This is a genomic window from Humidesulfovibrio mexicanus (assembly GCF_900188225.1).
Lineage (GTDB): Bacteria > Desulfobacterota > Desulfovibrionia > Desulfovibrionales > Desulfovibrionaceae > Humidesulfovibrio > Humidesulfovibrio mexicanus.
Genome location: NZ_FZOC01000002.1, coordinates 263,480 through 278,186 on the forward strand (window position 1 = coordinate 263,480; position 14,707 = coordinate 278,186).

Sequence of the window (14,707 nt, forward strand, 5' to 3'; positions counted from 1 at the left end):
GGCTTTCTTGCGCCTTAGGCCGCGCCCTTGGCCGGGGCGGCACCGCGGAGCAGGGTTGTGGCCTGCCGGGCGATGGCCGAGGGCAGCGTCTGCTCCGAGAACCCGCAGAGCAGCCCCACGAGCAGGGCCATCTCCACGCTCTGCGCAAAGCCCGCCGTGTCTATCTGCCCGAAACTGACATTGACCACGCCCAGGGTGAACAAAAGCCCGATGATGACGGTCTGCAGCCCGGTGAACACCAGCCGTGCGGGAGGGCAGAGAAAGTCGGCCTCCGGGCGGCCCAGGTCCTCGAAGCGGAACTGGGCCTTGCGCCAGCCGAAGGATACCCAGGTTCCGGCCATGGCGCCGGCCCAGGCGTAGCAGAACTGGGCCAGGAGCGCGCAATTGGCTGTGGCCAGCGGCCCCCACCCGGCCAGGGCGTGCAGCGCCAGCCCCAGCAGGACGGCCGCCGCGCCAAGGCCCAGCGCCCAGCGTCCCAGGTCCCGCAGGTGTCTGTTCTTGACCCGGCCCGCCTCGTTGCCGAGGATGGTCTCCTTGAGGGATTGCAGGGCCAAAACGGCGGTGGCGGGTTTGGCCATGGGGCCAACAAGGCCGACGCTGGCAAGGGAAAAGGCGTCCTCAAGATAGCTGTCGAAGCGCGGGCCGCGTTCCGGGAAAAGCTGCCTGAGCGTCTCCACCACACGCTCAATGTCCAGCCAGAGCGCGGTCTGATCCTCGGGTGTGGGCTCAAGGCTGTCCTTCAGGCAGAAGGTGATGCCCTTTTTGCGGCCGGTGTGGGAATCCTCGTCGTAGTCGATGGTGAACGCGCCCTGCGCCATGGCCACCTCCTACCCGCCCAGGCAGGTGCAGTCTTCCCACTTTTCCCCGCATTTGGGGCAGCGGGTTCTGTCGATTCGAATTTTTCTGCAAACGGTTTCGCCGTCGGCGTCCGGACAGGGCACGCTTAAGGAATCCACGTCAGGCAGGGGCGGGGCGTCCGGGACGTCGACATCGGGCGTTATCGGGGCGTCGTCGGGGACGCCGGGCTTGCGCAGTATGCTCATGGCGGCCTCCTTCTCCTGATTATGCAAATCTGTATGCATCATGTGAATTGGTGTCAACGAAAAAGCCCCCGCCGGGCGGACCGGGCAGGGGCTTCGTTGTTGGGTCGGGGGCGGGGGCTAGAAGGTGACGCGCTTCACGCCGGGGATGGCCATGAGCTTTTCGCGCACCTCCTCGCTGGGCTCCTGGTGGACGACGTACACGGTCTGCACGCTGTCGGAGAGGAAGCGCGAGTTGTTCTCGCGGATGTTCACCCCCAGCTCGCCCAGGGTGGTGCCGAACTTGCCGAACATGCCCGGCTTGTCCTCGTGGGTGATGAACAGCGAGTAGATGCGTTTGCCTTCCTGCTCCACGGTTTCGCCAACGTTGACGGAATTGCCGAAGTCGCCCCGGCGCAGGTACTTGGTGACCACGGTGGCGATTTCGAGCCCGGTCTTGCGCACGGCGTTCTTTGTGCTGGCGCCCAAATGCGCGCTCATGACGATGTTGTCCAGCTCGTGCAGGCAGCTCTGGAACGCTTCGCCCTCGCGCTTGGGCTCCTTCTCGAAGCAGTCCAGGGCGGCTCCGGCGATGGTGCCGTTCTTCAGGGCGGCGCAGAGGTCGGCCTCGCGCACGTTGCTGCCGCGGGAGGCGTTGATGAGATACGCCGTGGGCTTCATGAGCGCAAGCTCGCGTTCGGTGATGATGGCGTCCTTGCCGCCGGTGTGCAGGCTGACGAAGTCGGAAACCTTGAGCACGTCGTCGATGCTGGGCAGGTAGTCCACGTTGGAGTCCTGCACCTGGTAGAGGTCGTAGCCCACCACCTTCATGCCGATGCCCAGCGCCTTGCCCGCCAGGCACTGGCCGATGCGGCCGCAGCCGATGACGCCCAGCGTCTTGCCGTGCAGCTCGTTGCCCTGGAAGCGTTTCTTGTGCCACACGCCGCCCATGAGGGTGCGGTGGGCCATGGGCACCTTGCGGGCCACGGCGAACATCAGACCCAGGGCGTGCTCCGCCGTGGCGTTGGTGTTGCCGTTGGGCGCGAACTTCACGATGACGCCGCACTGCTTGGCGGCCTCAAGGTCGATGTTGTCGGTGCCCACGCCGCCGCGGCCGATGATCTTGAGCTTGCCGCCGTTCTTGGCGCCCGCCTCGATGAGTTCGCGGGTGACCTTGGTGGCGCTGCGCACGAGCAGGGCATCGAAGCTGGCGATCTCGCCCAGCAGATCCTCCGCGCTGCGCTTTTCGGTTTCGACGCTGAACCCTTCCTTCTTGAGCAGGGCGACGGCCTCTTCGTTCAGGCCATCATTGGCGAGGATGCGCATGGTGGTCTTCCTCCAAAAGCCGCGAGGGGCTACTTCGACAGTTCCGGCTTGAGCGCCTCAAGATAGGCTTCAACCATCTCCGGGGTCACGTCGCCCATGTGGCCCAGGCGCAACAGCACGCGCTGGCCCTTCTCCTCAAGGTCGGTGTTCAGCTTGCCGTAGCCGGGGTCGAAGAGGTAGCCCTTGGCGCGCATGGCCTCCTTGACCTTTTTGAGCTGCGCCACGCTCATGCCCTGGGGCACGCGCACGGCCGTGACCGTGGGCGAGCGGTGCCCCTCCGGGGCCAGCAGCTCGAAACCAGGCAGGCTGTTCACGAAGGCATGGACCATGCCCTGCATCTTGAGGTGCCGGGAGAAGCGGTTGGCGATGCCCTCGGTGTGGATGATGTGGTCGATCTGCACGGCCATTTGGTTGGCCAGCGTGGTGTTGGGTGTGGTCAGGGTCTGGTTCTTCTGCGCGCGGCCCAACTGCCCCACGATGTCCGTGGTGAAGCCGCGGTTTTTCACGGTCTTGGCCTTCTCGACGGCTTCGGGCGTGACGAAGAGGATGCCGAAGCCCGCAGGCAGCGCCAGGGATTTTTGCGTGCTGGTGGCGTAGGTCGCCGCGCCGGAGTGCGAGAGATCGATTTCCGCGCCGCCGAAGATGCTCACGCCGTCCACGAGCGGGAGGGCCCCATGCTTGCGCACCAGGGCGCACACGGCCTTCATGTCGTTCATCACGCCGGTGGAGGTCTCGTTGTGGGTGAAGGTGACGCAGGTCGGCTTGTGCTCCACAAGCGCCGCCTCAAGCTTGGCCAAGTCGATGGCCTGCCCGGGTTCGAACTTGAGCTGCGCGGCCTTCTTGCCGTTCACCACGGCCATCTTGTGGTACAGGTCGCCGAAGGCCCCCACGGAGACGTTCAGCACGCATTCGCCGTCAGCCACCAGCGAACGCACCGTGGCCTCCATGGCGTTGGAGCCGGAGCCGTTGAACAGGATGACGTGGTAGTCCTCTCCGCACCCGGCAAGTGCGCGCAGCCCCGCCATGATGGGGGTGAAGCGCTTGTTGTTTTCGGAGTCGCGGTGGCCGAACTCGGGCAGCAGGCCAGCTTCGCGAATCTCGGGGCGGATGAACGTGGGGCCGGTGATGAAGAGCTGAAGATCGGCAAAATCCTGGGTGCTCATGGGCGCGTCACCTCGTGGTAGAAGAATGTTCGGGCAGGGACTCCTCCGATTGAATCAGCCTCCATACCCGGAGTCACATCTGCTGTAAAGCGTGGTCCAGAGGGCCTGCCCCGGCCGTCTCCGGGCGGGTCCGACCGGCCGCACTTGCCAAGCGCGCTGGCCGGGCCTATATTCCTGCCTTCGCGAACGCGAACCACGTCCCGCAACCCTCCCTTCCCCCTCTGGAGACGATACGCCCATGCCCCTGATAGGCCCCCATATTTCCATTTCCGATGAACGCATCCTGACCCGCGTGCTCGGCCTTACCGCCAGCCCGGAGGAGGGCGGCTTCGCCCAGTGGCCCGACAACGTGCGCGAGCTGGCCATGAGCCTGGCCGCCGAACTCTTCCTTGTGCGCTACAATCCCTTTGTGGACGCTGGCCTGGTGCGCGAGAGCGTGGACCGCAAGCTCTCCATCGCCCGGCCCAGCCTCTCCGGCGAGTTTCCGCGCGTGCTGGCCTCGGCCGTGGCCGGGTTCTGGGAGCGCTACGAGGCGGACCGGGCCTTTTCCGGCGAGCTCAAGGAGCGGCTGGCCGCCTTCATGCCCGAGGAGGGCATCGGCGACGCCCCGAACACGCGCATAGAGTGCGCCACCGACGCCACGGACCTGCGCCTGGAGTTGCCGCTGTTCGTGCTGTTCCCCGAGACCACGGAGCAAGTGCAGAAGATTGTTCGCCTGGCCGACGAAATGGGCTTCGGCATCATTCCGCGCGGCGGCGGCACCGGTCTCACCGGCGGGGCCATTCCCATGTTCGCGCGCTCTGTGGTGCTCTCCCTGGCGCGCTTCAAGAAGATCATCGACATCGACCCGGACAGGATGCTGCTGGTGGCCCAGGCGGGCGTCATCACGCTCGACGCCATCAAGGCCGCGGCAGAGCAGAACCTGCTCTTCACCGTGGACCCGGCATCCAAGGCGGGCTCCACCCTGGGCGGCAACATCTCCGAGAACTCCGGCGGGCCGTTCGCCTTCGAGTACGGCACCACCATCGACAACATCGCCTGGTTCGAGATGGTCACCCCCCAGGGCGAGCGCATCACCGTGCGCCGCAAGAACCATCCCGGCCACAAGATATTCGAGGGCGAGAGCGCCGCCTTCGAGATTCTGGATGAAACCGGCGCGCTTAAGGACGAGATTGTCCTTGGGGGCACGGAGATTCGCGGCGCCGGCCTTGGCAAGGACGTGTCCAACAAGTACCTGGGCGGCCTGCCCGGCGTGCAGAAGGAGGGCGTGGACGGCGTCATAACCACCTGCGCCTTCACCCTGCACCCGCAGCCCAAGTTCTCGCGCGTGCTGGTGCTGGAGTTCTTCGGACGCAGCATGAAGAACGCCATGCTCGTCATCCGCGACGTGGTGGGCCTGCGCGACGCCATCCGCAAGCAGGGCGACCGCGTGAAGATCAGCGCTCTGGAGGAGTTCGGCACCAAGTACGTGCAGGCCATCGAGTACAAGAAGAAGTCCACCCAGTACGAGGGCGAACCCATTAGCGTGCTCATCCTGCAACTGGACTCCGACGACGAGGCCGCGCTTGCCGATGCCGTGGACGCCGTGCTGGCCATCGCCCAGCCGTACCCCGGCGTGGACATCTTCGCCGCGCGCGACGACAAGGAGGCCGAACTGTTTTGGGAGGACCGGCATAAGCTCTCGGCCATCTCCAAACGCACGTCCGGCTTCAAGGTCAACGAGGACGTGGTCATTCCCATGGTGGCCATTCCCGGCTTCGCGGAATTTCTGGAGAACCTGAACCTGGTCTACATGGCCAAGGTGGCGCGCAAGGCCCTTTTGAAGGTGCGCGAGCTGTCCGGCATCCCCTTCGACGATCCGGACATCGACTTCGGCATCGAGCGCTGCCTGTTCATTTTGAAGCGGCGCACCACCGCGGCCGAGCTGGCCGACGAGGAGCTGGCGAGCCAAATGCGCCTGCTGTTCCACGAGCTGGCCGACAAGTATCCCAAGCACGAGCGCGAGCTTGAGGCCATCTATCAGGAGGCCCAGCAGAAACGCATCGTCATCGCCAACCACATGCACGCGGGCGACGGCAACTGCCACGTGAACGTGCCGGTGAACTCCAACGATCCCGAAATGATGGCGCAAGCCTACGAGGCCGTTGACGAACTTTTCGCCGAGGTCTTGAAGCTCGGCGGCGAAATCTCCGGCGAGCACGGCATCGGCATCACCAAGATCGGCTTCCTGGCTCAGGGGAAGATCGACGCCCTGCGCGAGTACAAGCGCCTTGTGGACCCCAAGGATGTGCTGAACCCCGGCAAGCTCACCCAGCGCGCCCTGCCCGTGGAGCCCTACACCTTCTCCTTCAACCGGCTCATCGGCGACTTGCAGAAGACCGCGCTGAAGGACAAGGAGAACCTCATCGAGCTGTTGAAGAACGTGCAGACCTGCACGCGCTGCGGCAAGTGCAAGCAGGTGTGCCCCATGTACAGCCCGGCGCGCGGACTACTGTACCATCCGCGCAACAAGAACCTCAGCCTGGGCGCGCTTACCGAGGCCATATACTATTCCCAGGTGCAGGGCGGCGAGCCCTCGTCCGAGCTTCTGGACGAGCTTAGGCGCATCATGGAGCACTGCACCGCCTGCGGCAAGTGCAAGGCCGTGTGCCCGGTCAAGATCGACTCGGCCGCAAACGCCCTGCAGATACGCTCCTTCCTTGAATACAAGGGCAAGGGCGGGCACCCCATCAAGACCGCGCTCTTGACGCACCTGGCCGAGGACCCGGCGGGCCGCCTGCCCAAGGTGGCCAAGGTGCTTTCCCTGGGCCAGGCCGCGGCCAACAGCGTCCTTGGCCTGGTGCCCGGCCACTTCCGCAAGCGGCTTGAAAGCCCGGTCCTGCAGGGCCCCGGCCCGCTCATCGACCTGCGCAACCTCGCCCAGGAGCTCAAGCTCGCGGAGCGTTCCATCTTCCGCGTGCCCACGGCCGCCTTTGACGGCACCGTGCTCTACTTCCCCGGCTGCGGGGCGGGGCTCTTCAGCCACGACATCGGCCTGGCGGGCGTGTACCTGCTCTTGAAGGCCGGGGTGAACGTGGTGCTGCCGGAGCGGCACCTGTGCTGCGGCTATCCGCTGCTCTCCAGCGGCTGCACCGAGGCCTACAACGCCAACCGCCACCGCACCATCCAGGAGATTCTGGACACCCTCATCAGCACCGGGCGCGCTGGGCTCAAGGCCACCACGCTCGTCACCAGCTGCGGCACCTGCCGCGAGTCGCTGGAGACCTACGACTTCAGCCAGGAGCTCGCGGAGCCCTTGAAGCACCTGGACATCGTGCAGTTCCTGCTCACCCGGCTGAACATCCCCAAGACCGATTCCGGCGAGAAGCTGTTGTACCACGCCGCCTGCCACGCCGAATGGGTGGACGTGCCCAAGGTCAAGGCCCCGGAGCTGTACCGCAAGGCCCTGGCCGACGCCCTGGGCGCGCAGGTGCGGCTCTCGCCCGGCTGCTGCGGCGAGTCCGGCATGGGCGCGCTCACCAGCCCGGCCATCTACAACCGCATTCGCGAGCGCAAGAAGGAGCAGCTGACCGCCGACCTTTCCCGGCCCGACTCCAAACGCCCCGACCGCGACACGCCCGTGCTGGTGGGCTGCCCGTCCTGCAAGATCGGCGTGAAGCGCTGCCTGATGCAGCTGCACCGCAAGAACGACGTGCTGCACACCACAGAGCACCTGGCCGAGCGCCTGGGCGGCGCCAAGTGGAAGCGCGAACTCCAGCGCATGATCGACGGCGGCGAGAAGAAGGGCAAGATGGTCAGCGTGGACGCCGGGAAATAGCATGGCCGCCGCGCAGCCCGCCCCCCGCACTTCCGCTGCCCTGGATGCGCTGGAGCTGGCCCTGCGCGCGCACCTGGCCGAACGGCTTTCCCGCGAGGGCGCGTGCGACCCGGCCCACGACCTGCTGCACCTGGAGCGCGTGGCGGCCACGGCAAAGCGCATCGCCCGCAGCGAGGGCGCGGACCTGGCCGTAATCATTCCGGCCGCATGGCTGCACGATTACGTCACCGTGCCCAAGGACGACCCGCGCCGCTCCCAGGCCTCGCGCCTATCCGCGGAATTGGCCTGCCGCCACCTGCGGGAGCTGGGCTACGCCTCCGCCCTGGACCGGGGCGCGCGCTGCGGCCACGCCTCGGCAGAGGAGCTGTACGCGGCCATCGGCCACGCCATAGAGGCGCACAGCTTCAGCGCGAACATTGCGCCGCAGACCCTGGAGGCCAAGGTGGTGCAGGACGCCGACCGCCTGGACGGCATCGGGGCCATCGGCGTGGCGCGGTGCTTCGCCTGCGCGGGCACGCTGAACCGGCCCTTTTACAGCCCCACCGACCCCTTCTGCACCACCCGCGAACCCGACGACGCCCTGTTCACCATCGACCACTTTTATGCCAAGCTCTTCACAACCGCCGCCACCATGCAGACAGCAGCGGGGAGGGCCGAGGCGGAGAAGAGGGTGGAGGTGATGCGGAGGTTTTTGAAGGAGTTGGGGGAGGAGATTTAGGGGGGCTAATTAATATCGGCTAGGTATTGATAGCTAGTCCGTTGTGTTGTATAGGTGTCACAAATTGCAAAGTATAGGTTCGCGATTTCGATGCAGTATGCGGGGTTTCTATGAAGACGTTTAAGACGAACTTGACAAATCTTAAAACGCAAATTCACAATTCTCTTCCAGAAGGGCCCGATATCTTTGGTTACCCTGGGGTCAGCCGTGAAGCCCTTTGCGCCGCCATTGACACAGCACGTTCGCTGTCAGAAGAAATTAAGGCGAGTGATGAGGCTTTGTTTCCGGTTATTAGCTTAAAGCGCGCAGGCAAGGCTAGTTACGATAAGCTGAAGAGCATTTTGGACACGGTAGACGAAGGGAAGAAAAGAAAGCAGTTTGATGAATTCTTAGATAGCCTGGCATATTTGGTTGAGAAGACTAAAATTGTGTATTTTATTGTTGCAAAAGACGGTTTGCGTTCTGACGAGGAAATATCAAGAATCCGGTCACGTATTTTAGCTTTAGCGCCAATCGAGTCTGAATTATCTAAGCATGTTGAGACTCTTCAGGCAGACATCGAGTCGTTTAAAGGCCAGCTTCAAGAGTTAGCATCTGGGCATGAAGCCGCGATGAAGCAAATTTTCGCTTTGGATAATTGGCATAAGGATGCGGCGAATTTTTCTACAAGCATAGAGACTGAGCATGAAAACGTTGAAATGTGGGCCAAAGAGATTGGAGAGAGTAAAGAAAAATTTAAGGCGCTGCGAGATCGCGTTTCTGCACTTTCTGAAGAAGGTACTATAATTAATTCAAAGCTAACTGACGCGTTAACAAAGTCAACATCAGATAGCGAGTATATTCGTATTGCAAAAGAGGAGCACATCAAGATATCTCAAGAGATTAACAAACTTCTTGAGGATGCGAACCGTGCAGGAATGGCTTCATCTTTTTTGAAGCGGAAAAAGGAATTGCAATGGCAGTTGTATGGTTGGCAATTTGCTTTCTGTGCTGCCATTGGTGGGCTATTATATGTCGTTAAAGAATACCTGCTGGTGTCGCTTAAGTCCGGTGCGTCAGTTGAGTTAGTTGGAGAACTCGCTTTTGTTTCTCCGCTTGTTTGGCTGGGGTGGTTTGCTGCAAAACAACACGGGTATATAAGCAGGATCCAGGAAGATTACGCATTTAAATCGGCTGCGGCTATGGCATATGAGGGGCATAAGAGTGCAGCAAGAGCGTCGGACCCAGCTCTTGAGGGGGTTCTGCTTGAGTTTTCTCTCTACAACCTAGCTCAAAATCCTCTTAGGATATATCGTGGTTTGGAAGTCCATGCCTCACCTTGGAGTGAGTTTTTTGGTAAAGTTGTTAGCAAATTATGCCGGCTCGCGAAGATCAAGGCTGAGGTTCCCCAGGCAGGGAGTGTTGAAGTCGCCTTTGACAATGCGCCGGTGGGGGCTAAGCCCGACGATGGGAAGTGATCTTAAGTCCTTTCCCCTTGACATCCCCCTCCATCCCCCTTATCTCCCAAGCGCCGGGCGCAAGTCCGGCACGGCTTTGAACGCGAGTGGCGAGGCACAGCTGCACAGCCCGCCAACCAAAGACTCCGCTCCCAGGGCCGCATCCGACTGATTTCCGCTGAGCCCATCCTGTCCCGGTTCGCAGCACCCGCTCAAGAGACGCTCTTCGCCGCCATCATCTGGCGCGCCGCGCTGTTGCGGTCTACTCAACCAAAGGACCTACTTTGACTTTCGATTCTTTCGGCCTTCCGTCCATCGTGCTTTCCAACATCAAGAACCTCGGCTACACCGCCCCCACGCCCATTCAGACCATGGCCATTCCGGCCGTGTTGAACGGGCGCGACCTCATGGGCCTGGCCCAGACCGGCACCGGCAAGACCGCCGCGTTCCTGCTGCCCATCATCGCGCAACTGTTGAAGCGCCCCGAAGCCCAGCGCCGCACCGGCCGCAAGGCCCGTCTGCTGGTGCTCGCCCCCACGCGCGAGCTGGCCGAGCAGATCCACGAGGCCGCCCTGGACCTGGCCAAGAACACCGGCCTGCGCAGCACAACCGTGTACGGCGGCGTAAGCATGAACCGCCAAATCAACGCACTGCGCAACGGGGCCGACATCATCGTGGCGTGCCCCGGCCGCCTGCTGGACCACATGGGCCAGCGCACCGTGGACCTTTCCGGCATCGAGCACCTGGTGCTCGACGAAGCGGACCAGATGTTCGACATGGGCTTCTTCCCGGACATCAAGAAGGTGCTGGCCGGGCTCCCGCGCGAGCGCCAGACCATGCTCTTTTCCGCCACCATGCCGGAGGCCATTCGCTCCCTGGCGGCGGACATCCTGAAGGACCCGGAGACCCTGCGCGTGAACCACAACGCGCCCACCGAGACCGTCAGCCACGCCATCTACCCCGTGGCGCACCACTTGAAGACCAAGCTGCTGCTTGAGATTTTGCGCCGCAACCAGCAGGGCAGCGTGCTGGTGTTCACCCGCACCAAGCACCGCGCCAAGCGCCTGGCCGAGAACCTGGACAAGGCGGGCCACAAGTCCACGGCGCTGCAAGGCAACCTGTCGCAGAACCGCCGCAAGGAGGCCATGGACGGGTTCCGCTCCGGCCGTTACCGCGTGCTGGTGGCCACGGACATCGCCGCGCGCGGCATCGATGTGAACCTGGTGACGCACGTGGTGAACTTCGACGTGCCGAGCACGCCGGAGACCTACACCCACCGCATTGGCCGCACGGGCCGCGCGGAGCGCACGGGCGAGGCCCACACCTTTGTGACGGGCGAGGACGTGTCCATGGTGCGCGCCATCGAGCGCCTCATGCGCGAGCCCCTCACCCGCAAGAAGATCGAGGGCTTCGACTACAACGAGTCTCCCAGCGCGGCTGACGGCGACTTCAACCGGCCCATCATGGACCGTCGGGGCGGCCGCAGGAGCGGCGGCTACGGCGGCGGGTACGGCGGAAGCCGCGAGGCCGGGGACCGCAACGGTCAGCGTCCGCAGTCGCGCGGCTCGCGTCCGGCATATGGCGCGGTTCGGTCCGAAAAAACGGACAAACGCGATGTGGACGGCAACCGCGTCCAGCCAGGCGACGACATCTACGCTTCCGACGATCGCGGCAACCGCGCCCCGCGTGGTTATGGCGACCGTTCCGGCAGCGGCGGGTACAGGGGCGACCGCAGCGCCGCCGACGGCCGCCAGGGTCAGGGCCGCGAGGGCAACAGCCGCTACGGCCAGGATCGCTCTGGCCAGGCTCGTTCCGGCCAGGGCGGCAGGCCGCAGGGCCAGCCGTACCGCCCCTCCGCGCCGCGCGCTGCCGAATAGCGCCCAACGGTCTGTCCCGCATTGACGGAACGGGCCAAGTAGCCTAGTCACCATACAGACCAGCGTACCCTTCGGGGGGGGGCGTTTCGCCCCCCCCTTGCGCGGTCTGGCCCGCAGTTTGCTACCGGTGCGCCAAAACCGCAAATCGGAGTGCAGCATGGGCAACATCCTCATCATCGACGACGACGCCGAAGTCCGCGACACCTTACTCTCCCTCACGCGGCGCATGCGCATGAGCGGCGAGGCCGTGGGCACCCTGCGCGAGGGCATTGTGCGCCTGCGCAGGGGCGGCGTGGACGTGGTGTTCCTGGATGTCACCCTGCCCGACGGCAACGGGCTGGACGCCCTCTCCGAGATCAAGGCCCTGCCGGATTCGCCCGAGGTCATCATCCTCACCGGCCGGGGCGACCCCGACGGCGCTGAACTGGCCATTCAGGGCGGCGTGTGGGATTATCTGCTCAAGCCTTCGCCCATCAAGGACACCATGCTCACCCTGGAGCGCGCGCTGAAGTACCGCACGGGCAAGCGCGGCGCGTGCAATCCCGTGGCTCTGCGCCTGGAGGACGTGGTGGGCAAGAGCCTGCCCATGCGCACCTGCTTCGACGCCGTGGCTGGCGCGGCCGGCTCCGGCGCCAGCGTGCTCATCACAGGGGAGACCGGCACAGGCAAGGAACTCATCGCCCGCACCATCCACGTGAACAGCGCCCGCGCCTCCAGGCCGTTTGTGGTGGTGGACTGCGCCGCCCTTACCGAAACACTGGTGGAAAGCACCCTCTTCGGCCACAGGAAAGGGGCTTTCACAGGGGCGGACAGCGACCGCGTGGGACTGGTGAAGCTGGCGGACGGCGGGACGCTGTTCCTCGACGAGGTGGGCGAGATGCCCCTCAATCTCCAGAAAGCCTTTTTGCGCGTGCTGCAGGAGCGCCGTTTCCGCCCCGTGGGCGCCACGAACGAGTTGGAGAGCGACTTCCGGCTCATGGCCGCCACAAACCGCGACCTGTCGCGCATGGTGGCGGAGGGAACCTTCCGCAGCGATCTGCTGTACCGCATCAAGACCATCTCCATCAGCCTGCCCTGCCTGCGCGACCGCGTGGAGGACGTGAAGCCCCTGTGCGTGTTCCGCGTGGGCCAATTGTGCGAGCAGTACGGCACGCCGTTGAAGGGCATCGATCCCGACCTCTTTCAGGTGCTGGAGGGCTACGACTGGCCCGGCAACGTGCGCGAGCTGTTCAACGTGCTGGAGCGCGCCTTTGTGGCCGCCGGGCCGGAGCGGACCCTGTACGCCATGCATCTGCCCCAGGACGTGCGCATCAAGGTGGCCAAGGCCCATTTGGGCCGGGGCCGCGAGGCCGATCCGCACGGCGCGCCCAACCTCGCAGTCGCGCCAGGCGCGGAGGAGGCGGCGTCCCATGCCCCTTTCGAACTGTCCCTGTCGCCGGAATCGGCGGAGGGCGCGGCCTCTCCCTTGCCTCAGGGGGTATTCGACCAGTCCCTGAAGGACTGCAAGGAGGTGGTGGAGCGCGCCTACATGGAGGCGCTGGTGCGCCGCGCCCGCGGCGACGTGCAACGCGCGCTGGAGTGTTCCGGGCTGTCGCGTTCGCACCTGTACGCCCTGCTCAAAAAATGGGGTTTGTCCGTAGAGGGCCCGGGCGTGGGCTCCTAGTTTTCCTGCGCACACGGGTTCGTCCGATTCTTCGGACGGCTTTGCCGCATCTGTGTGTCCAGAAACGCGCCCCGGTTCCCCCCCCCACCCTGGTTTCCTGTGATTTCAGGAAGCACAGGGCACCCCAGCGCTTCAGGCCATGTCCGGAAAAATGGACCAGCAAGGGCCTGCGATTCTCCAGAACTCGCGATTTTTATGGGATTATCAATGTAATCGGTTGGTTGATGATTTCGGCACGTAAGTTGCCTATGGTGTAACAAGAGGCGGCCCCCGTATCCGCCGAAGCCACATCCGAGGAGTAGCAGCCATGAACGATGCGCTGAAGAAGGAATTCGAGGCCCTTGTCGGAAAGGACAACGTCATGGAGGGCGAGAGCGACCGCTTCTCCTACGCCTACGACGCCGCAGTGCTGGAGCCGGTGCTCCCGGGCGTGGTGATCCGGCCGGAGACCCGCGAGGCGTTGGGCCGCGTTGTCAAGCTCTGCAACGACAACGGACTGCCCATTACGGTTCGCGGCAGCGGCACCAATCTTTCCGGGGGCACCATCCCCAAGCAGGGCGGCGTGGTCATCCTCACCAACGCCTTGAACCGCATCCTTGAGATCAACGAGGCCGACCTGTACGCCGTGGTGGAGCCGGGCGTCATCACCGCCAAGTTCGCGGCCGAGGTGGCCGCGCGCGGCCTGTTCTACCCGCCGGATCCCGGCAGCCAGGCCGTCAGCACCCTTGGCGGCAACGTGGCCGAGAACGCCGGAGGCCTGCGCGGCCTCAAGTACGGCGTCACCAAGGACTACGTCATGGGTGTGGACTTTTTCGACGTGGACGGCGAATTGGTGAAAAGCGGCTCGCGCACGGTCAAGTGCGTCTCCGGCTTGAACCTTACCGGCCTCATGGTGGCCAGCGAGGGCACGCTCGGCGTGTTCGAGAAGATCACCCTGAAGTTGGTTCCGCCGCCGCTGGCCGCCAAGGCCATGATGGCCGTGTTCGACGACATGTCCAAGGCCTCGGAGACCGTGGCCGCCATCATCGCCGCCAAGATCGTGCCCGCCACCCTTGAGCTTATGGACAACTTCACCATCCGCACGGTGGAGGACTTCGCCAAGGCCGGGTTGCCCGTGGACGCCAAAGCCTTGCTCCTCATCGAGGTGGACGGGCACCCCGGCCAAGTCGCGGACGAAGCCGAAAAGGTGGAAGCCATCTGTCGGCGGCAGGGCGCCGTGCGCATTCAGGTCGCCAAGGACGCCGAGGAGCGCAACAAGGTGTGGGAGGCCCGCCGTGCGGCGCTTTCCGCCCTGGCCCGCGTTTCTCCCACCACCGTGCTGGAGGACGCCACCGTGCCCCGCAGCAAGATACCGGCCATGATGCACGCCCTGGACTCCGTCGCCGCGAAATACAAGCTCACCATCGGCACCTTCGGCCACGCGGGCGACGGGAACCTGCACCCGACCATCCTCACCGACCGCAGGAACGCCGAGGAATGGAAGCGCGTGGAGGAGGCCATCGACGAGATATTCGACGTGGCGCTCTCCCTCGGCGGCACCCTTTCGGGCGAGCACGGCATCGGCCTGGCCAAGAGCAAGTACCTGGAGAAGGAGACCAGCCGCGCCACCATCCTGTTCTCCCGCCACCTCAAGAAGGCCGTGGACCCCAAGGGCATTCTGAATCCCGGCAAGATCATCGGGGAGTAGG

At 64.2% G+C, this 14,707-nt stretch carries 10 protein-coding genes; 6 read left to right on the forward strand and 4 right to left on the reverse strand.

The genetic code is table 11. The features are described from left to right. Positions 1–14: 14 nt before the first annotated feature. From CHB73_RS05000 to CHB73_RS05015, 4 genes are all read right to left on the reverse strand, one after another. Positions 15–818 carry a hypothetical protein gene (locus CHB73_RS05000; protein ID WP_089272727.1) on the reverse strand — a complete coding sequence of 268 codons (804 nt, stop codon included), beginning with the start codon at positions 816–818 and terminating at the stop codon, positions 15–17. Positions 819–827: 9 nt separating this feature from the next. Next, positions 828–1,043, reverse strand: a complete 216-nt coding sequence (locus CHB73_RS05005) for a hypothetical protein (protein WP_089272729.1) — start codon at positions 1,041–1,043, stop codon at positions 828–830. A gap of 117 nt (positions 1,044–1,160) precedes the next feature. Continuing rightward, the gene (locus tag CHB73_RS05010; protein ID WP_089272731.1) at positions 1,161–2,345 is read right to left on the reverse strand and encodes a phosphoglycerate dehydrogenase; all 1,185 of its coding nucleotides are present in this window, start codon (positions 2,343–2,345) and stop codon (positions 1,161–1,163) included. A gap of 29 nt (positions 2,346–2,374) precedes the next feature. Further along, positions 2,375–3,508, reverse strand: a complete 1,134-nt coding sequence (locus tag CHB73_RS05015) for a pyridoxal-phosphate-dependent aminotransferase family protein (protein WP_089272733.1) — start codon at positions 3,506–3,508, stop codon at positions 2,375–2,377. A gap of 238 nt (positions 3,509–3,746) precedes the next feature. On the opposite strand from CHB73_RS05015, the gene CHB73_RS05020 reads away from it, so the two are divergent. The 6 genes from CHB73_RS05020 to CHB73_RS05040 all read left to right on the forward strand — a co-directional run bounded on the left by CHB73_RS05020 (position 3,747) and on the right by CHB73_RS05040 (position 14,706). Beyond that, positions 3,747–7,325, forward strand: a complete 3,579-nt coding sequence (locus CHB73_RS05020) for an FAD-binding and (Fe-S)-binding domain-containing protein (protein ID WP_089272735.1) — start codon at positions 3,747–3,749, stop codon at positions 7,323–7,325. Between the two features lies 1 nt (position 7,326). Next, entirely contained in the window at positions 7,327–8,043 is a 717-nt protein-coding gene (locus CHB73_RS05025; protein ID WP_089272738.1) for an HD domain-containing protein, read from the forward strand. Between the two features lie 110 nt (positions 8,044–8,153). Continuing rightward, positions 8,154–9,500 carry a hypothetical protein gene (locus CHB73_RS16400; RefSeq protein WP_143337313.1) on the forward strand — a complete coding sequence of 449 codons (1,347 nt, stop codon included), beginning with the start codon at positions 8,154–8,156 and terminating at the stop codon, positions 9,498–9,500. 263 nt (positions 9,501–9,763) lie between these two features. Continuing rightward, positions 9,764–11,356: a DEAD/DEAH box helicase gene (locus CHB73_RS05030; RefSeq protein ID WP_089272740.1), complete on the forward strand. Its 1,593-nt coding sequence runs from the start codon at positions 9,764–9,766 to the stop codon at positions 11,354–11,356. A gap of 157 nt (positions 11,357–11,513) precedes the next feature. Continuing rightward, a complete protein-coding gene (locus CHB73_RS05035) occupies positions 11,514–13,019 on the forward strand; it encodes a sigma-54-dependent transcriptional regulator (RefSeq protein WP_089272742.1) in 1,506 nt (501 codons plus the stop codon). A gap of 307 nt (positions 13,020–13,326) precedes the next feature. Next, positions 13,327–14,706, forward strand: a complete 1,380-nt coding sequence (locus CHB73_RS05040; protein WP_089272744.1) for an FAD-linked oxidase C-terminal domain-containing protein — start codon at positions 13,327–13,329, stop codon at positions 14,704–14,706. The last annotated feature ends 1 nt before the right edge of the window (position 14,707 follow it).

Bases quoted from the DNA above. Each gene is read 5' to 3' on its own strand.
- CHB73_RS05000 (WP_089272727.1), bottom strand. From the start codon at position 818: ATGGCGCAGGGCGCGTTCACCATCGACTACGACGAGGATTCCCACACC.
- CHB73_RS05005 (WP_089272729.1), bottom strand. From the start codon at position 1,043: ATGAGCATACTGCGCAAGCCCGGCGTCCCCGACGACGCCCCGATAACG.
- CHB73_RS05010 (WP_089272731.1), bottom strand. From the start codon at position 2,345: ATGCGCATCCTCGCCAATGATGGCCTGAACGAAGAGGCCGTCGCCCTG.
- CHB73_RS05015 (WP_089272733.1), bottom strand. From the start codon at position 3,508: ATGAGCACCCAGGATTTTGCCGATCTTCAGCTCTTCATCACCGGCCCC.
- CHB73_RS05020 (WP_089272735.1), top strand. From the start codon at position 3,747: ATGCCCCTGATAGGCCCCCATATTTCCATTTCCGATGAACGCATCCTG.
- CHB73_RS05025 (WP_089272738.1), top strand. From the start codon at position 7,327: ATGGCCGCCGCGCAGCCCGCCCCCCGCACTTCCGCTGCCCTGGATGCG.
- CHB73_RS16400 (WP_143337313.1), top strand. From the start codon at position 8,154: ATGAAGACGTTTAAGACGAACTTGACAAATCTTAAAACGCAAATTCAC.
- CHB73_RS05035 (WP_089272742.1), top strand. From the start codon at position 11,514: ATGGGCAACATCCTCATCATCGACGACGACGCCGAAGTCCGCGACACC.
- CHB73_RS05040 (WP_089272744.1), top strand. From the start codon at position 13,327: ATGAACGATGCGCTGAAGAAGGAATTCGAGGCCCTTGTCGGAAAGGAC.